Genomic DNA, 18,896 nt, shown 5'->3' on the forward strand with positions numbered 1-18,896 from the left:
TTGGGCGGTACGGGTGGGGCGAGTAGAGCAGGTCGGTTATTCTTGCACGGGCAGCTCGATGGAGAAGCGGGCACCCTGCTCAGGCTGGCTCTCGACCCAGATGCGGCCGGCGTGCAGCTCTACTATTTTGCGGGTGATGGCCAGGCCCAGGCCGGAGCCTTCGGGCTTGCGCGTGGTCTGGTTGCGGGCCTGGAAAAACTTGTCGAAGATGAGCTGGTGAAACTCGGGCGCAATGCCCTTGCCGTTGTCCTGCACCCAGATGCGCAGGCTGGCGGCATCGGCCAGGGCCACCACCCCAATGCGCCCGCTGCCATCGGCGCGGCACGACTTGATGGCGTTGGAAAGCAGGTTGACGAGCACCTGCATCAGCCGGTCCCGGTCGCCGGGCAGGCGGGGCAGGCCGGGCGGCACGGCCAGATCCAGCTGAATCTGCTTGTCGCGCAGCAGCTGGCCCACGGCTTCCAGGGCATCGGTTATCACATCGGCTACGTCAACGGGGCTCTTTTCCAGCGTCGCCTTCCCCGACTCAAATTTCTCCAGGTCCAGCACCAGCGTAATCAGCCGGCTCAGCCGCTCCGATTCCCTGGTGATGGTGAGCAGGAAGCGTTGCCGCTCCTCGTCTTCCAGGTCGGGGTTGTCGGACAGGATTTCGGACAGGGCCCGGATGCTGGTGAGCGGGGTGCGCAGCTCGTGCGTGACGGTGTAGAGGAATTCGTCTTTGTGCTGGTCCAGTTCCTGGAGCTGGTCGTAGGCGGCCTGCAGCTCCTGGGTGAGGCGCTGGAGCTGGCGCTGCTGCTTCTGCAGCTGGCGGTTGGCCTCCAGCAACTGCTGGCTTTCCTTGAGAATGCCCACTACGTTGTCGAAGCTGATGTCTTCGGCCGCGACGGAGGTGCGCAGCAGCAGCCGCGCCGAAGCGGGCCCGATGGAGCCGGCCAGCAGCTTTTCGGCGTAGGCCAGCAGGCGCGGGTCGGCCTGGGGCGGCGTGAGGTCGTCGGTGGCGTGGGCCTCCGGAAACCGGTCCTGGAAGGCACGCAGGGCTTGGTTGGTGCGCTTTTTCCCCAGAAACCCGGTCAGCAGGGCCCGCACGTCGGGCAGCGGGGCGGCGCTCTGCCAGCCGGCCGGCCCCTCGAAACCCGTGCCGCTGCGGAACACGTCCACGAACACATGGGCCTGGTGCTGCTCCAGCGCCGAGGGCTCGCGCAGCAGCGACACGCCCACGTAGAGGCCCAGGTTGAAAAACCAGCTCCAGAACAGCCCGTGCGAGAGGTAGTCGAGGCCTTCGAGGCCGAACAGCGCAAACGGCCGCAGCCAGCTCCACCCGAACAGCCCCTCATTCAGCACCGTTTCGGGCAGCAGATCGGGCCCCACCATGGTGGGCAGCACCAGCGTGAAAAACCACACCACGAAGCCCGCCAGCATGCCGGCCGTAGCGCCCTGCCGGGTGCCGCCCTTCCAGTAGAGGCCGCCCAGCACCACCGGCACAAACTGCGCCACCGCCGCAAACGACACCAGCCCGATATTGACCAGCGGCAGCAGGTGCCCCACGGCCGCGTAGTAGCCGTAGGCCAGCAGCAGCACCAGCACCACGGCCAGCCGGCGGCTCTGCAGGGCCACCTGGCTGAGGTAGGCAAACCAACGGGCGCCTTCCGCCCGCGCCGTCGGAATCCGGACCAGCAGGGGCATCAGCAGGTGGTTGCTCATCATCACGCTCAGGGCAATGGTTTCGACGATAATCATGGACGACGCGGCTGAGAGCCCGCCCAGGTAGATGAGCAGCGCCAGCCACGGATGCCCGGCCTGCAGCGGCAGCGCCAGCACAAACGTGTCGGCGTCGAGGCGGCCGGTGCCTTCCAGCAGCCGCCCGCCAAAGGCCAGCGGCAGCACAAACAGGTTGATGACGATGAGGTAGAGCGGAAACAGCCACATGGCCTTGCGCAGGTGGTCCTCATTCACATTCTCGACCACGGACACCTGAAACTGGCGGGGCAGCAGCAGAATGGCGGCCATGCTCAGAATCAGGAGCGTGAACCACTGCGCGCCGCTGGTGCCGGCCCCGTGCAGCGTGAACAGGCGGCTCAGGTCAGGCACGGCGGCAGCCCGCTCAAACACGTCCGTAAACCCATCGAACAGCCCGTAGGTGACGAACAGGCCCGCCGCCAGAAACGCTACCAGCTTCACCAGGCTTTCCAGGGCCACAGCCAGCACCATGCCCTCGTGCCGCTCGGTAGCTTCCACGGAGCGCACCCCGAAGATGATGGTGAAAAAGGCCAGCGCCACGGTGGTGTAGAACGCCGAGCCGGCCGCCGCGGCGTCTGCCACGGGCAGGCTCAGCGCATTCACGGGCTTGGTCAGGATGTCGAAGGAAACCGCAATGGCTTTGATCTGCAGCGAAATGTAGGGCACGATGCCCAGCACGCACACCACCGTCACGAGGGCCCCGAGCCAGGCACTTTTGCCGTAGCGCGCCGAAATGAAGTCGGCAATGGACGTGAGGCGCTGCAGCCGGCAGATGCGGATGATTTTGCGCAGTACCAGCCACGCGGCGGGCGCCATGAGCGTAGGTCCCAGATAAATACCCACGAACTCCAGCCCGAAATGCGCGGCCCGCCCCACCGAGCCGTAGTACGTCCAGGCGGTGCAGTATACGGCCATGCTGAGGGCGTATACATAGGGGTTGCTCACGAGGCTCCGCTGCCCCGAACCGGCCCGCCGCTCCGCCGCATACGCCACCCCAAACAGCAAAGCCAGGTAGCCGAACGAAAAGCCGATGACAAGCAGAGTGAACACGGAAGCAGAAGGGAATGAGTGAAGAAGCAATAGAAAACAACCGGGCCTACTGTCCCGGGCTACGCGCCAGCGGGAGTAGCCGGAGCGCTCATTTGGGCCGCACCAGCAGCCCCGTCAGCAGCACCAGCGCGCACCAGGCCAGCAGCACATACAGGTAGAGCACGGGCACCCCTCCTACCCGGCCGTCGTGGTCGAAGACGGCCAGCAGCGGGAAGTTGAGCAGCACGCCAAACAGCAAGGACACGAACAGCAGGCGCTGGCCGCGCCGCTGCTCCGGACGCTCCTGGGTGGGAATCGGGGCCATATAAGTAGTTGGTAGAAATCTGAGGGTGGGCAATAGCGCCCCGGCAACATAATAAAGTCCGCCGAACCAACGGCCCGGCGGACTTTATGGACAAAGCAGCCTGCGGGCTATTTCGTGTCGCCGGAAGTCTCATCCATCAGCTTCACGTTGCGCACGTCCTTCATCATCGCCTGCCCGATAAACCAGCAGAGCAAGGCAATACCCACCGGATACACGAGGCCCGCCAGGGTGCTGTGCTCCTTGATGAACGGCGTATCGGAGGCGGCGGCGCGCAGCGTGAGGGCCGTGGCAATCAGCGGCACGAAGCCCCCGAATACGCCGTTGCCGATGTGGTAGGGCAACGACAACGAGGTATAGCGCACTTTGGTCGGGAACAGCTCTACTAGGTAGGCCGCAATCGGGCCGTAGGCCATTGTTACGAAAAGCACCAGGCAGAACGTGAGGGCCGTCATGGCAAACAGGTTGGGGTCGAGGGCCTTCATCACGGCGGGCACGGCTTTGCCGGTAGCATCCACGGTGGCGGCGGTAACTTCCGTGAGCGGGCCGGCAAACTGCTTGAGGCCGTAGAAAATCGGGAACGTAAACAGCGCCCCGCACAGCAGGCCCATCATAATGATTTTCTTGCGACCAATCCGGTCAGAAAGCGAGCCGAAATACACGAAGAACGGCGTGGCCAGCACCAGCGCAATACACAGCACGAGGCTGGCGTCTACCAGGTCCAGCTTGAGCGTATTCTGCATAAAGGAGTAGGCGTAGAACTGGCCGGTGTACCACACCACGCCCTGGCCCATGGTAGCGCCGAACAGCGAAATCAGCACCAGGCGGCGGTTTACGGGGTTCACGAACGACTCGCGCAGCGGGTTGGCGCTGGTTTTGCCCTCCGACTTGGCTTTGGCAAACAGCGGCGACTCGTGCAGCTTGCGGCGGATGTAGTAGGAGGCAATAACGAGCAGGCCCGAGAGCAGGAACGGAATGCGCCAGCCCCACTCCTTGAAGGCCACTTCGCCCATGGTTTTGCGCGTGATGATAATCACGAGAATGCTCAGCAGCAGGCCGGCCGTCGCCGTTATCTGGATGAAGCTGGTGTAGTAGCCGCGCTTGTTGTCCGGCGAGTGCTCGGCCACGTAGGTGGTGGCCCCGCCGTACTCGCCGCCCAGCGCCAGGCCCTGTAGCAGGCGCAGAATGGTCACGATGACGGGCGCGGCAATGCCAATCTTGTCGTAGCTCGGAATCAGGCCCGTCACGAACGTAGCCCCGCCCATAATAAGCAGCGTGAGCAGAAACGTGTACTTGCGCCCGATCATGTCGCCGATGCGCCCGAAGAACAGCGCCCCGAACGGCCGCACCACAAAGCCGGCCCCGAACACGGCCAGCGTCCCGAGGATGGTGTCCTCAATCTTGCCCGTAGACCCGAACAGCACCGGCCCGATAATGGCCGCCAACGAGCCGAAAATGTAGAAGTCGTACCACTCAATAACGGTTCCGACGGACGAGGCCGTAATTACCTGCCAGATCTTACTGGTCGAAACCGCGTTGTTGTCGTGCGCTATGGCATCGTCGGCACCACTGCCGCCGGCCAGGGGCGCGGCTCCGGCATATGCGGCAGCGTCGCGCTGAGGAAGGTTGTCTTTCATGACTGATTGGTGGGGTGTTGGAATAGTGGTGAAAGGCAGCGTGAGGCACCTGCAGCGGCTACAGCGCCACCTGCGTCTGCAGCGTGATTTCCGGCTTGTAGTCCACGTTGTTTATATCCGTGAAATCGGGCCGGGCGCGGTAGTTGAGCGTGAATTTGGCGTTGTGCCCGTCGATGTAGAAGTTGGCCCCGGCGTCGAAGATGTTCACGTTTTTCTGCTCGCCGTTACTGGTGCGCAGGCCTTCGTAGCCGGCCAGCAGATGCGAGGCGTAGGGCTGCACGCGCAGCTTGGGGCCCAGCAGGTTTTTGGGCAGCAGGAAGCCGGCCTGCACGTAGCCCACGTTGCCGGTGCCGGAGTGCGGCACGGCATTGCCGCGGCGGGCATCGGTGCCGTAGCCGGGGTTGGCGGCCCCGATAAAGCGCGTGTGGTTGGGGCCCATGTTGTAGTTGTAGTACACGCCATAGAGCGTGAAGGCCGTGCCTGACTCCTTATTGATGGGCGTATCGAAGAACACGTCGGCCGAGAACAGGGCAATGTCGTGCTTGGTGGTCGCCACGGTGTTCAGCGAGTTCAGGCCGGCGGCCGTGGCGGCATCAATGGCGGTGGCATCCAGCACGCTGCTGCTGCTGCGGGAATACATGCCGTCTTTGTTGTAGAAGAAGCCGGCCCCGATGTTGAGCACCCGCTTCGAGCCCAGGTACGTGCCCACGTTGAAGGGCAGCAGGTTGGCTTCCGACTCCAGAAACCCGTAGCTGAAATACCCCTGGTAGACGTGGTTGGTGCCCTGCGGATTGTACTGCGCCGTGTTGGAGCCCGTATTCACGCGCGCCGTGCCGGTGCCGGTGGTGGTGCCCAGGCCCAGCGGCGTGCTGAACGCGCCGCTTTGGTTGGTCAGGAACGACTCGTTCACCGACAGCACGTAATCGAACTTGCCCACGCGGCCCTTGCCGTACACGCCGATACCGCGCACAAACTGGTCGATGGCCTCAATGACGGGCCAGTTGGTGAGCGGCGCATCCAGCGTCAGGTAGTTGATGGTGCTGGAGCGGGTCATGCGCGAAAGGCCGTTCTGGTAGTGCATGCCGGCGCCCAGGTTCAGGTACTTGTTCACCTTGTACTCCACCACGGCCTCGTGCACGAACAGCTGGGGCTTTTTGCCGTCGGTGGCCGGTGCCACGCCGCCACTAACGGCCGTCTGGTTGTTGACCCCGATGTGGGTGTACACCAGAAACCGGGGGTTCAGCTGCGACAGGATGATGAGGCGGGAGCGGCGCAGGGCAAAATCCAGCTGATCAGACTGCGGCTTGCCGGGGGCGCGCAGAGTGCCGGTATTGTTTTCGGTGTAGCGGGCCCACACCTGGTGCCAGGTGATGAACCGAATGTACTTCGAGCCATCGGGCGAAATATTCACTTTCATGCCCGGCCCGTAGGGCACCGACTCAGTAGGCAGTGCGGGTGTGGCGGCAACCACCGGTGCTGCTGGAGCGGCGGGGGCCGGAGCCGGTGGAGTGGTAGCGGGCGGCGGAGTCGGGGTGACCTGGGCCGCAGCCGAGACGGCCGCAAGAAGCGCGCTCATTGCCAGCGCATAACGGGCGTTTTGCATGGACGTGGTGGGAATGGGGATTGGATGAGCTCAGAGCAGGTAGCCCGCTCCTTTCCGGTGCCGGACTACTCCGCCAAGTATAAGAATCCCACCACAGAAGTCACTTTTGTGCTATACTTCTGCTAATGCCTATAGCCACCCTACCCCTGCCGGAACCGTTCCCAGCGGATCATCATATACTTGTCGCCCAGTTCAGTCACCATCATGCCGGCGCCCTTCAGGTTCTCCGGCCTGGCAAAAAACTCAGCCAGCTCTTTCTGATTGAGGATTTTGTACGTCGGATGATATTCCGTCTGGCGGGGCGCCTTCACGCCGTACTTCTTCACCCAGTTCATCACCGACACGTGGCTGACGCCCAGCAGCCGCTCAATCTCGCGGTAGCTCACGCCTTCCACATACAGCTGCAAGGCTTTGATGACGTAGTACGGATTGGTTTCCTTGCCCGTCTTGGCCACCGAGTAGTGGTAGCCGCAGTTTTTGCACTTATAGCGCTGCCGGCCGCCCACAATACCGCTTTTGGTGGCTTCCTTCGATTCGCACTTGGGGCAGCTAAGCTGGGCCATAAGCCTGGTGAGTAAGTATTTACTAAACAACTATAGCTATTTAGTAAAGATATAGCATTTCAGCAAGTATTACGTTCAATACGCGTTGCAGTGCTGCTCTACTCAAGTCCAACAGGACAAACTTGCTCTCACATAGCCAGCACCACGGCCAGCACGGCATCCACGGCCAGGCCCAGGCGGCGCATATCCAGGCGGGCCAGCGTGTCGGTGGGCTCGTGGTAGTGCTTATTGCGGTAGAAGGCGGTATCGGTGAGGAGCACGGCGGAGTAGTCGAACTGCCAGTAGTTGAGGTGGTCGGAGAAGTCGATGCCGGGCAGCCAGGCCGGCGCTTTGAACCGCTTCACGGGCAGCGCTGCCGCCGCCTTGTAGCGGCGCGCAAACTGCCGTCCGAAGCGGCCGTTGCCGAATTTCTGCGCCACCGTCACGTAGTTGCCGCGGCTGCCGTAGATCCATTTCAGCGGACCCAGTGGGTAGTCCTGGCTGCCCTTCCGGTCATCGTAGTAGCCCAGCATTTCCAGCGCCACCATGCCCCGCACCGGCACCCCGGCCTCGTGCAACGAGTTGGCATGCACGTAGCTGCCCATCTGCCGGGTCCGGAAAAACGGTGGTTCTTCCAGCGTATACGCCACCAGATCAATGCGGAAGGCCAGCTGCTTTTGCTGGCCCAGCAGGCGCGCCAGCTCCAGCAGCGCCGCCACGCCGGTACCGTTGTCGTCGGCGCCGGGCTGCTCGCCGCACACATCATAATGCGCCCCAATGATGAGCCGCGGACCAGTCTCGGGACCGAAGCTGCCGACGATGTTGCGGTAGACATTGCCCTGCACCTCGTACGGTTGCTCGGTAGCCCGGGCGCCGGCTGCGGTGAGTTCCGCCCTGATATAATCGGCGGCCTGGTTGAGGCTGGCCAGGTGCAGATAGTTGCGCGGCTCGGGCGTAGTGGTGAGGGCCACGAGGTGCCGGTGCAGGCGGGCGGTATCGGCCACAGATTGCGCGGCCACCGCGCCACTAAGCAGCATGACAACAGGCAGTAAACAAGCGCGTAGCATAACAGAATGTAGGAGTTGGGGCCGTAGAGCGGGAAAGATACCGGATCAGCCCCAACCCTGCGCTACGCACGCAGTAAACAGCAGGATTGGCGCATGCCGGCATCCTTTCTACCTTCACGCATGATGTTACGCTCCCTGGCAGTGTGTATAGGTGTGCTGCTTGCTGCTGCCCGGGCCACTGCCCAGAGTCCGCAGTCGGCTCCGTTGCGGCAGGCGCTGGCGCAGGCCACGTCCGATACCAGCCGCGTGCTGCTGCTCGCCGACCTGAGTGCTTCCTACCGCTACTCCCGCTTCGACTCGGTGCGCTACTATGCCTTGCAGGGGCTGCGGCTGGCCCGGCGCATCGGCTATACCAAAGGTGAGGGCCGCTGTTTGTCGCGCATCGGTATCCTGATTGGGGAGCGGGGCAACCTGCCCGCCGCGCTGCGCACCAACCTGCAGGCCCTGCAGCTCCACGAGGACAGCCACGACACGGAAGGCACGGCCCGCACGCTCAACCAAACCGGCCTGCTCTACTACGCCCTCGACGACTTCCGGCCTTCGCTCAGCTACTATTTCCGGGCGCTGCAGCTCTACGAGCAGGGCGGCATCCAGGATAATTCGCAGCTGATTAGTGTGCTTACCAACATCGGGGCCAGCTACGAAGGCATGCAGCGGCTGGACTCGGCGGCGCACTACCTGAACCGGGCTTACACGCTCACCACCGCCCCCCGCTCCCGCGACTGGAGCTGCTGGGGCAACCCGCTTCCGTATGTGCTGCGCGAGCTGGGGCTGCTGCAGGCCGTACAGGGAAACTCAGCGGCAGGCGTACGCTACTACCACCGCAGCGCCCGGGCCGCCGCCCTTGAAAACGACCGACGCAGCAGCGCCCGGGCGTTTCAGTATCTGGCCGAGCTGTACCACACCAGCGGCCAGCCCGATTCCAGCCGCTACTACGCGCGCAAGGCGCTGGCCGTGGGCCAGACGCTGCCGTTCACGCTGGGCGTCTTGCACACCAGCCGCCTGCTTTCCGATGCCTATGAGCAACTGGGCCAGCACGACAGCACACTGAAATATCTGCGCATTATGCTCACGGCGCAGGACAGCCTCTATAACCCACAGCGTATCAAACAAATCGACGCTATTGGGTTTGCCGAGCAGCAGCGGCTGCGGCAGCTGGAAGAGGAAGCTTCCCGCCTCTCAACCGAAGTGCGCACGTATGCGCTATGGGGCACGCTTGGGGCATTGCTGGTGCTGGCGTTGCTGCTGGCCCGCCACATCCGGCAGCAGCAACAGGCTCACCGGCAGCTGCAAAGCCTGAACGCCCAGATAGTGCAGCAGAAAACCGAGCTGACGCAGCAGCGCGACCGGCTGGCCAAGATGCTGCAGGAGTTGCGCTCGGCCCAGGGCCAGCTGCTGCTGCGCGAAAAAATGGCTTCACTGGGCGAGCTGATGGCCGGCGTGGCGCATGAGATTCAGAACCCCATGAGCAACGTCCGCAACTTCGCGGCTATCAGCGCAAACCTGTGCCAGGAAATCAGGGAGGAGCTGGCCAGGGTGCTGCTGCCCATCGACGACCAGCAGATTATTGATGAGATGTTTCAGAATCTGAGCCAGTACCAGACCAGCATCGTGAAGTTTAGCCAGCGGGCCGAGGGTATTGTGGCGGGCATGCTGGAGTACTCCAGCAGCAGCCCGGCCCAGCGCCAGCCCACCAGCCTGAGCATGCTGGCCAATGAGTATATGCGCCTGACCTACCAGGATCTGCGCCTCAAAAATACCCGCTTCAACGCCGCGCTGCTCCCCGATTTTGATGCCGCCCTGCCCGATGTACTGGTTGTGCGCCAGGACATCGGGCGGGCGCTGGTGAGCTTGTTTACCACGGCCTTTTACGCCGTGCAGCAGCGCCAGCGTCTCGGCGAGGAAGACTATGTGCCCCAGGTCACGCTCACCACGCGGCGCGACCAGGACCACGCCGAAATCCGGATTCGTTACAACGGTCTGGGCATTTCGGAGGCGGCCCGGGCCAGTATTTTCCAGCGCTTTTTCACCAGCAAACCCTCCGGCGACGGTTCCAGCCTGGGCCTGGCCGTCAGCTACGATATTATTACGCGGGGCCACGGCGGTACCCTACGCGTGGAAAGCCAGGAGGGCGAGTTCACGGAGTTTATCGTGCGGCTGCCGCTACAAGGCAAGCCCAGCGTGCCTCCCGAATGGACCCGGACCGAATAAGGGGCGGCCAAGTCTATGGTTGCCGGCCGGTGCGCTCCTACCCCTGGTGCAACAGCCAACGCGTACCTACTGCTGAAATAGCCGGCCTGGCAACGGTGCCGGCTCCGCCAGTCCATTACCTTTGGGCCCTGTCCCAACTTTTTCCGCCCGTCTTTCCACCCGCATGTCTTTCCGCACCATCACGCCCGGCACGCTGCCCGGCCCCGAGTGGCACCAGTTTCTGCTGGGCGCCGTGGCTCCCCGCCCCATTGCCTTTGTCAGCACCATTTCCACCGATGGCGAGGTGAATCTGAGCCCGTTTTCCTTCTTCAACGTGTTCAGCTCCAACCCGTCCACCCTCATCTTCTCCCCCGCCAACCGCGTCCGTGACAATACGCAGAAGCACACGCTCTTTAATGTGCGCGAAGTAGCCGAGTGCGTGGTGAATATCTGCGACTATGCCGTAGTGGAGCAGATGTCACTGGCCAGCACGGAGTATGAGCGGGGCGTGAATGAGTTCGTGAAAGCCGGCCTCACGGAGCTACCCTCCGACAAAGTGCGCCCGCCCCGCGTGGCCGAGTGCCCCGTGTCGCTGGAGTGCGTAGTGGAGCAGATTATTGCCATCGGTGACTCCAATGGCGGCGGCAACCTCGTGATTTGCCGCGTAGTGCAGGCTCATTTCCGGGAAGACATCCTGCTGCCGTACAGCGCCGGCGTTGATCCGCACAAGTTCGACGCCGTGGCCCGCCTCGCCGGCGACTGGTACAGCCGCGTGGTGCCCGAAAGCCTGTTCATCGTGCCCAAGCCCAACCGCAACAAAGGCATCGGCATCGACCAGCTCCCCGAGCACATCCGCACCTCCGACCTGCTCACCGGCAACAATCTGGGCCGCCTTGCCAATATTGGGCAGCAGGCCCTGCCCACGCCCGCACAGGTGCAGGAGTTCCGGCACGACCCGCTGGTGAGCTACACGCTCAGCAAGCACGCCGCCAATCCGGCTGCACAACGCCACGAACTGGTGGTGCTGGGCAAGAAGCTGCTGGAGGAAGGCCGCCTGCTGGACGCCTGGAAAACGCTGCTGCTGGCGGAATAAAAGGCCAAATGCGGCGGCTTACAGCGGCAGCAGCCGGAAAAACCGGGGCTTCAGGCGGCGCGTGAGGTAGTGCGGCAGCGCGCTGCCCTGGGCATAAGCGTCCATCACCCGCTGGTACTGCTGCGGCCCGAAACGGCTGAGTCGGAACAGGCCGTAGCTCGTCATCAGCGTTCCGAACACCAGGTCCTGGTCGGCTTCCTGCTGGCGGGTCCGATAGTAGCCTTTGTCGACCTTTTTGATGCCTGATGTCGCCAGCACGGTTTTTTCCACAGCGGCCGAAGCCATAAAGCTCACCCCGGTTTCCAGCCAGGCGCGGGTGGCTTTGGAGCGCTGCATAAACAGGTGCTGCACGGCCCGCAGCGTATCCGACCGGTCGTAGCGGGCGGCGTTCAGGTCAGTGGGCGGCGCGGTTTGCGCCTGAGCGGCAACTGCGGTGGTCAGGCACAGCGCCGCGGTAATCAGAAGTACAGATCGGGGCATAAGCAGAACAGATATGAGGTGCCATGTTCTATACAAGATTCGAGCCGGTTGCGGCAAGCAGACGAAGGGAACAGGAAGAGTTACTCAGACTGCTGTTCCGGCTGGCACTGCCGCACTTGCTTCAGCAGCACCGAATTGAGCTGCCGAATCAAAGAATCCGGGCCGTAGAAGCGCAGCGAATCGTAGTAGCCGGGGCGCCAGCGGGTATTATACAGGGCTCCGGGGCGGGCAGCATCTTCAGCGCTGGCAGAAACCAGGTAAAGGATAGGGCCGCAGCGTCCGGCCTGGTAGTCAGCGAGTACCGCCTGCTCCATGCGCCCTTCCAGCAGGTAAGGCCCTGCCCGCAACTGCCCCCGGTAGCTCAGTTCGTAGTCCACGGCCGTCACCCAGTCGAACTTGTTTGACTGATACAGCGTGAACACCCAGCCCTCCGGCCCAGCCGGCAGCTGGCCCACGTAGCGGTAGTCGCCCTCGGCCAACATGCGACTACCAAAACCAAGCCAGATAAGCAGCACAATTGCCCCTTCGGCCCACCCCCACCACTGGCTACCAAGCATATAGTGCATTTGCCACTACCACATCGTCCACAAAATCCGTGCAATCCGCTAAAATCCGTGCTAAACCCGCGTTTCTAGTTCCGCACGGCAATCATCAGCCCCAGCTCTTTGTAGCGCATATTGAAGCGCTTGGCAATGGTGGCGTTGGTGAGGGAGCCTTTGTAGATGTAGACGCCGCTACGGAAATGCTCATTCGTAAACAGCACCTCATTGATGCCGCCGTGCTGGCTGATTTCCTGCAGAATGGGCGTGAAGATGTTGCTCAGAGCATTGGTGGCGGTGCGCGGCACGCGGCTGGCAATGTTGGGCACGCAGTAGTGAATCACGTCGTACTTGCGGAAGACGGGCTTGCTGTGGCTGGTCATTTCGCTGGTCTCGAAGCAGCCGCCCTGGTCGATGCTCACATCGATGATGACGGAGCCGGGCGCCATGCTGGAGACCATGCTTTCGGGCACCATAAACGGCACCCGGCCGTCTTCGGCATTCAGGGCCCCAATCACCACGTCGGCGCGCCGGATCTGCTGGCTGAGCGCAAACGTGTCGAGGGTGCTGGTGTAGAGCTGGGTGCCCAGATTCTGCTTTAAGCGCCGCAGCTTATACAGATGATTATCAAATACTTTTACCTCCGCTCCCAGCCCGGTAGCGGCGCGGGCCGCGTACTCAGCTACCGTGCCCGCCCCCAGAATTACTACCTGGGAAGGAGGCACGCCCGTGATGCCGCCCAGAATGATACCCTTGCCTTCATTGGAGCGCGCCAGGTACTCGGCCGCAATCAGCATGACGGTGGAGCCGGCTATTTCGCTCATGGCCCGCACTACCGGCCGCGCCCCGCTCGGGTCCTTAATCAGCTCGAAGCTGATGGCGCTGATTTTCTTGCGCGTGAGGGCCGTGACGTACTCGGAGGTGAGCGTACCGAACTGCAGCGCCGATATCAGCGTCTGGTTGGAGCGCAGAAACTCGATTTCGTCGTGGGTGGGCGGCGCCACTTTCAGAATCAGGTTGGCCTCGTAGACTTCCTTGGGCGAGTAGGCAATGGTAGCACCGGCCTCGGAATAGTCGTGGTCAGAGTACTTGCTGGGCTCCCCGGCCCCGCTTTCCATCACAATTTCGTGTCCCTCCTCCACCAGATGCTTCACCGCCTCGGGCGTCAGGCAGATGCGGTTTTCCTGCAGCGAGGTTTCGCGCGGCAGCCCGATAAACAGCTTGCGCTTCCGCGTTTCCACGGCCAGCATGGATTCCTGCGTGAAGTAGGCGCGGCTCGTAGCCAGCGACTCGAATCCGGGGGGTACTGCTTCGGGCATCTCTGAGAGTTATGAATTAGAAATGATACGCTCTGAAATACAGATATTTACCAACGTTTCGTTTATCATGCGTTGTACAAATCTGAATTTCTTATTTCTCAATTTCTAATTGAAGAGTACGGGACTCTTCGCCGGTGACGTGAAGGGTAATGAGCAGCCGCTCTGCTGGCAACAGCGCCTCAATGCGGCTGGGCCATTCTATCAGGCAAAGATAGCCGGAATCGAAGTACTCCAACGCCCCAATGCCCACTGCTTCGGCGGGCTCGTTGAGGCGGTAGAAGTCGAAGTGGTAGATGGGCTGGTTCTGGGCGTTGCGGTACTCGTTTACCAGCGCGAAAGTGGGGCTGCTTACCTCGTCCTGCACGCCCATGCTCTGGCACAGCGCCTTGATGAAGGTGGTTTTGCCCGCGCCCATTTCGCCCTCAAAACACACAATGGAATGGCCCTGCAGCGCCTCGCGCACCTGAGCCGCCACGGCGGGCAGCGCCGCCAGCGTCGGAAGTTCAAAAGTCAGCATAGAGTGCAAGGTAGGCAGAGCGCGGAGCAAAATCCGCGCTGCCTGGGTGCTGCTGCCGTAGCATTTGCCGGCGCACCGCTTACTTTTGGCCGACCACAAACTCCTTCCTCATGCAAGTTTCGCGAATGGCCGGCAGCCTGATTGGCTCCGAAATCATCAAAATCGGCAATGAAGTAAACGACATGATCCGCAAGGGGGAGCAAATCTGCAACCTCACCATCGGCGACTTCGACCCGGCTATCTTCCCGATTCCGGCGGAGCTGCAGCACGAAATTACGGCGGCATATCAGGCCGGGCACACCAATTATCCGCCCGCCAACGGCATGGCCGCGCTCCGCGAAGCGGCTACGGCCTTCACCAAAGAGCGGCTGGGCCTGGCCTACTCCCCTGCCGACGTGCTGGTGGCGGGTGGCTCCCGGCCGCTCATCTACGCCACCTATCTGGCCCTCGTCGACCCCGGCGACAGAGTGGTGTTTCCGGTGCCGAGCTGGAACAACAACCACTACTGCCACCTTTCGGGCGCCGAGGCCGTGATGATAGAAACCTCGCCCGAAAACAACTTCATGCCCACCGCCGAGGAACTGGCCCCGCACCTGGCCGGCGCCACGCTGCTGGCCCTCTGCTCGCCGCTCAACCCCACGGGCACGGTGTTCACGAAAGAAAACCTGGAGGCCATCTGCGACCTGGTAATAGCCGAGAACCAGCGCCGTCAGCCGGATGAGAAGCCGCTCTACGTGCTCTACGACCAGATTTACTGGATGCTTACCTTTGGCCAGACCGTACACTTCGACCCGGTAAACCTGCGCCCCGAGCTGCGCGACTACGTCGTCTACATCGACGGCATTTCGAAGTGCCTGGCCGCGACCGGCGTGCGGGTAGGCTACGCCTTCGGACCGGCCGTGGTCATCGACAAGATGAAGGCCATTCTGGGCCATGTGGGGGCCTGGGCCCCGAAGGCTGAGCAGGTGGCCACAGCGGAATTTTTACCCAATACGCCGGCCGTAGATGGGTTTATCACTGCGTTCAAACACAATATCCAGCGCAGCCTCGAAACCCTGCACTCCGGTCTGCAGGAGCTGAAAGCCGCCGGCTACCCTGTCGATTCTATTGTACCGATGGGCGCTATCTACCTCACGGCCAAACTGGATGTACTGGGTAAGACGACTCCAGCCGGCCAGGTATTGAGCACCACAAAGGAGCTGACTTCCTACCTCATCAGCGAGGCCCGGCTGGCGCTGGTGCCTTTCAGCGCCTTTGGCACTTCCGATACGGCGCCCTGGTTCCGCATGTCGGTGGGGGGCGCGTCGTTGGCGTCTGTTGAGGCGGCCCTGCCCCGGCTGCGGGCCGCGCTGGATGCTCTGAAATAAGCCGTCTTGGTTGCAGCGCTGGGTTCAAGCCACCCTGGCCCGTTGTGGCCGGGGTGGCTTTTGCAATGGCCTGCTTCGCTGAGGGCACGTTCCGGCTTGCAGGTTGCGCCGTGAGCAGCCAGAAATTCAGCGGTTAATTCCGTGTTTCTTTCTATCTTTCCTTTCACTAATCAAGCAACAGGCGCTCCACGCGCCTGCCATAGCTTAGCCAACCGCTCTATATTCTCCCTGGCAGTGCTTTGTTCCGGCTACGGAACCGCGGTATTTCGCCTTGCTACACCTATTGCACGCTCCACGCTTTTTACCACCGGACTGTGCACACACGTTTTTTTGCCAGCCTCTCAGGTTGCATATGTCGCTTTTCATTAACGCTGCTCTTACCGTTTGCCGCAGCAGCTCAGGCCCCGCTAGCCCCGATTCCGGGAGTAGTGCGCTCGGCGGCCGGCGCACCGCTGGACTATGCCACCGTGGTGCTGCACCGCGCTACCGATTCGGTGGCTGTCAAGACGGAATTCAGCGACTCGGAAGGCAAATTTCTGCTCATGCCACCGGCCGCGGGGCGCTACCTGCTGTCGGTGCTGCATATCGGCTACCGGCAGGCGTGGGCGGGCCCGCTGGAAACCAGCGCTGCCGTAGGGCCGGTGCTGGTGATTACGCTCACGCCCAGCGCCGCCCAGCAGCTGCGGGGTGTGACCGTAACGGGCCAGAAACCCGCTTTTGAGCGGCTGGCTGACCGCACGCTGGTAAATGTAGAGGGCAGCACGCTGGCCGCCGGCAATACGGTGCTGGAGGTGCTGAGCCGGGCGCCGGGCGTAACGGTAGGTGGCAACGATAACCTGAGTTTGCGCGGCAAGCAGGGCGTGCTGGTGCTTATCGATGGCAAGCGCCAGCCCATGACCGGTGCCGAGCTGGCTGCCATGTTGCGCGCGCTGCCAGCCGAGCAAGTGAAGAACATTGAGCTAATCACGAACCCGCCGGCCAAGTATGAGGCCCAGGGCAGCGCCGGCATTATTGCCATCAACCTCAAGAAAGACCAGCGCCTCGGTACCAATGGCAGCGTGAATGCCAGCTACGGCCGGGGCCGCTACGGCAAGCACACTTCCGGGCTTTCACTGAACCACCGGAGTGCCAGCCTCAACCTCTACGGCACCTATGCCTACACCGACCGCCGCAATTTCCAGAACCTGACCTTCGACCGCCGCTATCTGCAGGACCGGCAGCTGCAGATCAGCAGCCAGCAGCTCAACGAGATGCGCAACCACCTGCAGTCGCACACCTGGAAGGCCGGTCTGGACTACACGGCCGGCAAACGCACGACGCTGGGCGCTATGCTTAGTGGGCTGGCCAGCAACTCGCCCTGGGAAGGCACCAATGCGTCGGAGTTTTTCAATGCCCAGGGCATGTCGACTGCCCGCTACAGCTCCTGGAACCTACGCAACCTGCGCACGCCCAACCTCGCCGGCAACCTCACATTCCGCCACACCTTCCGGCCCGATTCGGCGGGCACGCCCGAGCTGACCGCCGACGCCGACGTGGCCCGCTACGGCATCACGCGGCTGCTGGACCTGGCCACCTCCTACACGCTGCCGGTCCGCACGCCCAGCTCCCTCCTCGGCACGCACGACGGCACCCTCACCATTCAGTCGGTGAAGGCCGACTACGTGCGGCCGCTGCCGCGGGGGCTGCGCCTGGAAGCCGGGGCCAAGGCCAGCTGGGTGCAGTCAAAGAACAGCGTGGTATTCTACCGCACCGAAAACGGCGCGACCTTCCTCGACCCCAACCAATCAAACGAGTTTCACTACGACGAAAATATCAACGCGGCGTACCTGAGCCTGACCCGGATCCGCCCTACTCTGACACTGACGGCCGGCCTGCGCGCCGAGCAAACCAACGCCACCGGGCGGCAGGTTATCGGCAGCGAAAACTTTGACCGGCACTATTTCCAGCTGTTTCCGAACCTGAGCCTGACCCGGACGCTCTCGGAAAAACATTCGGTAGGGTTTTCGCTGAGCCGCCGCCTCGACCGGCCCACCTACAACCAGCTCAACCCCTTCCGCTCGTTCGTGGATGCCACCTCCTACCGCGCCGGCAACCCGTATCTGCTGCCCCAAACCAACTACAGCGCTGAGCTGACCCATACGTGGCGCCAGAAGTATGTTACCGGCCTGAGCTACGCCTATGCCCGCCAGCCTATTGTGAGCGTGTACCTGGCCCAGCCCAGCCTGCTGGTAGCTGCCACCGACGTTAACCTGCGCGCCCGCCACTACTACGCCTTCACACTCACGGCCCCGCTGGCGCCCACCAAATGGTGGCAGCTCTACGCCGATGCCGAACTGTTTTTCATTTACTTCGAAGGCGTACTCGGCGACACCGCTCCGCCGCCCGGCCAGCCGGGGGCCATCCTGAATGCCAACAGCACATTTACCCTAGGCAAAGGCTGGACGGCGGACCTGAGTGGCAGCTACCATTCGCGGGAACGATATGCTTTTCAGGTGGTCGGGGCCTTTGGGCAGCTAGGAATAGGTGTGCAGAAAAGCCTCTTCGATGGCCGCGCCACGTTGCGCGCCAACGCCACCGACCTGCTATACACTGCCCCGGTGCGGGCCACTTCCCGCTACGCCGTGTTTGAGGAAACCTTCCGTTCCACGCAGGACACCCGCGTAGCTACCCTGGGCTTCACCTACCGCTTCGGCAGCAGCCAGGTGGCACCCGCCCGCAAGCGTGCCACCGGAGCCGAGGAAGAAAAGCGCCGCGCTGTCAGCCAATAGCCTCTGGCCTGAGCGGCCCGAAGCCCGTCCCTGGTTTTCCGGGGACGGGCTTTTTTTACGTCTGGCGCTGCCAAGGAAGCCTGGCTTAGTGCTCCCAAGGCCGGAACGCATATTTTTTTACTGTACCAGGCAACTTCAATGATATATCATACATTTATATGTAACACACTATATGCAGCACGCCTATGCTTTCCAGCATCATTTTTTACTCGCTCGATAAGGCTATCCGCCAGTACCGAAAGCTGGCCCAGGCCAACATTGACCGGGCCGGTATTGCCATTACCATCGACCAGTGGCTGGTGCTGCGCGTGATTCAGGAGCACGACGACCTCACGCAGACCGACATTGCCGAGCGGGTTTTCAAAGACCAGGCTTCGGTGGCTCGCATGATCAACCTGCTGGTGGGGCGCGGCCTGCTGGCAGCCGTTCCGCTGCCCTCCGACGGACGCCGCAACCAGTTGCGTGTAACGGATGAGGGGGAACGGGTGCTGGATGCTGTGCAGCCCGTGGTGCTCAGCAACCGGACCCAGGCGCTACAGGGCCTTTCCGAAGACGACCTGGGCGTACTGCGCGGGATGCTGGAGCGCATCTATAGCAATTGCAGTGCGCCTCCCGCCTGACGTAGCTGCCTTTTTTAGCCCGCTGCCGCACTTTTCTGCACTGCGGCGGGCACCCCTGAATAAATA

15 protein-coding genes are annotated in these 18,896 nt (G+C 62.4%); 5 read left to right on the forward strand and 10 right to left on the reverse strand.

From position 1 onward, the window contains the following. Window positions 1–36 precede the first annotated feature (36 nt). From BUE15_RS04940 to BUE15_RS04965, 6 genes are all read right to left on the reverse strand, one after another. Window positions 37–2,787, reverse strand: a complete 2,751-nt coding sequence (locus BUE15_RS04940; RefSeq protein ID WP_073281722.1) for a sensor histidine kinase — start codon at window positions 2,785–2,787, stop codon at window positions 37–39. An 88-nt stretch (window positions 2,788–2,875) separates the two neighbouring features. Then, a complete protein-coding gene (locus tag BUE15_RS04945) occupies window positions 2,876–3,091 on the reverse strand; it encodes a hypothetical protein (protein ID WP_073281724.1) in 216 nt (71 codons plus the stop codon). Window positions 3,092–3,198: 107 nt separating this feature from the next. Then, window positions 3,199–4,725 carry an MFS transporter gene (locus BUE15_RS04950; protein WP_084548829.1) on the reverse strand — a complete coding sequence of 509 codons (1,527 nt, stop codon included), beginning with the start codon at window positions 4,723–4,725 and terminating at the stop codon, window positions 3,199–3,201. Between the two features lie 58 nt (window positions 4,726–4,783). After that, window positions 4,784–6,328, reverse strand: a complete 1,545-nt coding sequence (locus BUE15_RS04955; protein ID WP_244535878.1) for a hypothetical protein — start codon at window positions 6,326–6,328, stop codon at window positions 4,784–4,786. A 140-nt stretch (window positions 6,329–6,468) separates the two neighbouring features. Then, entirely contained in the window at window positions 6,469–6,891 is a 423-nt protein-coding gene (locus tag BUE15_RS04960; protein WP_073281726.1) for an IS1/IS1595 family N-terminal zinc-binding domain-containing protein, read from the reverse strand. Between the two features lie 128 nt (window positions 6,892–7,019). Next, on the reverse strand, window positions 7,020–7,907 hold the full coding sequence (locus BUE15_RS04965) for a M28 family peptidase (protein ID WP_244535879.1): 888 nt from the start codon (window positions 7,905–7,907) through the stop codon (window positions 7,020–7,022). A gap of 150 nt (window positions 7,908–8,057) precedes the next feature. On the opposite strand from BUE15_RS04965, the gene BUE15_RS04970 reads away from it, so the two are divergent. Together BUE15_RS04970 and BUE15_RS04975 are read left to right on the forward strand one after the other, a co-directional pair. Next, complete coding sequence (locus BUE15_RS04970; RefSeq protein WP_170865192.1) at window positions 8,058–10,148, forward strand: ATP-binding protein; 2,091 nt, start codon at window positions 8,058–8,060, stop codon at window positions 10,146–10,148. A gap of 163 nt (window positions 10,149–10,311) precedes the next feature. Next, entirely contained in the window at window positions 10,312–11,220 is a 909-nt protein-coding gene (locus BUE15_RS04975) for a flavin reductase family protein (protein WP_073281732.1), read from the forward strand. Between the two features lie 18 nt (window positions 11,221–11,238). Here BUE15_RS04975 and BUE15_RS04980 read toward each other — a convergent pair whose 3' ends face one another. The 4 genes from BUE15_RS04980 to tsaE form a co-directional block, all read right to left on the reverse strand. Then, window positions 11,239–11,700 carry a hypothetical protein gene (locus tag BUE15_RS04980; protein ID WP_073281734.1) on the reverse strand — a complete coding sequence of 154 codons (462 nt, stop codon included), beginning with the start codon at window positions 11,698–11,700 and terminating at the stop codon, window positions 11,239–11,241. Between the two features lie 80 nt (window positions 11,701–11,780). Next, window positions 11,781–12,182: a hypothetical protein gene (locus BUE15_RS04985; protein ID WP_073281736.1), complete on the reverse strand. Its 402-nt coding sequence runs from the start codon at window positions 12,180–12,182 to the stop codon at window positions 11,781–11,783. A 149-nt stretch (window positions 12,183–12,331) separates the two neighbouring features. Continuing rightward, window positions 12,332–13,558 carry an alanine dehydrogenase gene (locus BUE15_RS04990; RefSeq protein ID WP_073281738.1) on the reverse strand — a complete coding sequence of 409 codons (1,227 nt, stop codon included), beginning with the start codon at window positions 13,556–13,558 and terminating at the stop codon, window positions 12,332–12,334. A 91-nt stretch (window positions 13,559–13,649) separates the two neighbouring features. Next, complete coding sequence (gene tsaE, locus BUE15_RS04995; protein ID WP_073281740.1) at window positions 13,650–14,075, reverse strand: tRNA (adenosine(37)-N6)-threonylcarbamoyltransferase complex ATPase subunit type 1 TsaE; 426 nt, start codon at window positions 14,073–14,075, stop codon at window positions 13,650–13,652. Between the two features lie 110 nt (window positions 14,076–14,185). Here tsaE and BUE15_RS05000 point away from each other — a divergent pair, with 110 nt between their 5' ends. From BUE15_RS05000 to BUE15_RS05010, 3 genes are all read left to right on the forward strand, one after another. Further along, window positions 14,186–15,442, forward strand: coding sequence for a pyridoxal phosphate-dependent aminotransferase (locus tag BUE15_RS05000; protein WP_073281742.1), 1,257 nt, complete (start codon window positions 14,186–14,188; stop codon window positions 15,440–15,442). Between the two features lie 428 nt (window positions 15,443–15,870). Continuing rightward, the gene (locus BUE15_RS05005; protein WP_139252134.1) at window positions 15,871–18,210 is read left to right on the forward strand and encodes an outer membrane beta-barrel protein; all 2,340 of its coding nucleotides are present in this window, start codon (window positions 15,871–15,873) and stop codon (window positions 18,208–18,210) included. A 185-nt stretch (window positions 18,211–18,395) separates the two neighbouring features. Further along, the gene (locus BUE15_RS05010; protein ID WP_073281744.1) at window positions 18,396–18,830 is read left to right on the forward strand and encodes a MarR family winged helix-turn-helix transcriptional regulator; all 435 of its coding nucleotides are present in this window, start codon (window positions 18,396–18,398) and stop codon (window positions 18,828–18,830) included. Window positions 18,831–18,896 lie beyond the last annotated feature (66 nt).

The sequence above is a fragment of the Hymenobacter psychrotolerans DSM 18569 genome (genome assembly GCF_900142395.1).
In the GTDB taxonomy this organism is placed as follows: Bacteria; Bacteroidota; Bacteroidia; order Cytophagales; family Hymenobacteraceae; genus Hymenobacter; species Hymenobacter psychrotolerans.

Bases quoted from the DNA above. Each gene is read 5' to 3' on its own strand.
- BUE15_RS04945 (WP_073281724.1), bottom strand. From the start codon at position 3,091: ATGGCCCCGATTCCCACCCAGGAGCGTCCGGAGCAGCGGCGCGGCCAG.
- BUE15_RS04950 (WP_084548829.1), bottom strand. From the start codon at position 4,725: ATGAAAGACAACCTTCCTCAGCGCGACGCTGCCGCATATGCCGGAGCC.
- BUE15_RS04955 (WP_244535878.1), bottom strand. From the start codon at position 6,328: ATGCAAAACGCCCGTTATGCGCTGGCAATGAGCGCGCTTCTTGCGGCC.
- BUE15_RS04960 (WP_073281726.1), bottom strand. From the start codon at position 6,891: ATGGCCCAGCTTAGCTGCCCCAAGTGCGAATCGAAGGAAGCCACCAAA.
- BUE15_RS04965 (WP_244535879.1), bottom strand. From the start codon at position 7,907: ATGCTGCTTAGTGGCGCGGTGGCCGCGCAATCTGTGGCCGATACCGCC.
- BUE15_RS04970 (WP_170865192.1), top strand. From the start codon at position 8,058: ATGATGTTACGCTCCCTGGCAGTGTGTATAGGTGTGCTGCTTGCTGCT.
- BUE15_RS04975 (WP_073281732.1), top strand. From the start codon at position 10,312: ATGTCTTTCCGCACCATCACGCCCGGCACGCTGCCCGGCCCCGAGTGG.
- BUE15_RS04980 (WP_073281734.1), bottom strand. From the start codon at position 11,700: ATGCCCCGATCTGTACTTCTGATTACCGCGGCGCTGTGCCTGACCACC.
- BUE15_RS04985 (WP_073281736.1), bottom strand. From the start codon at position 12,182: ATGTTGGCCGAGGGCGACTACCGCTACGTGGGCCAGCTGCCGGCTGGG.
- BUE15_RS04990 (WP_073281738.1), bottom strand. From the start codon at position 13,558: ATGCCCGAAGCAGTACCCCCCGGATTCGAGTCGCTGGCTACGAGCCGC.
- tsaE (WP_073281740.1), bottom strand. From the start codon at position 14,075: ATGCTGACTTTTGAACTTCCGACGCTGGCGGCGCTGCCCGCCGTGGCG.
- BUE15_RS05000 (WP_073281742.1), top strand. From the start codon at position 14,186: ATGCAAGTTTCGCGAATGGCCGGCAGCCTGATTGGCTCCGAAATCATC.
- BUE15_RS05010 (WP_073281744.1), top strand. From the start codon at position 18,396: ATGCTTTCCAGCATCATTTTTTACTCGCTCGATAAGGCTATCCGCCAG.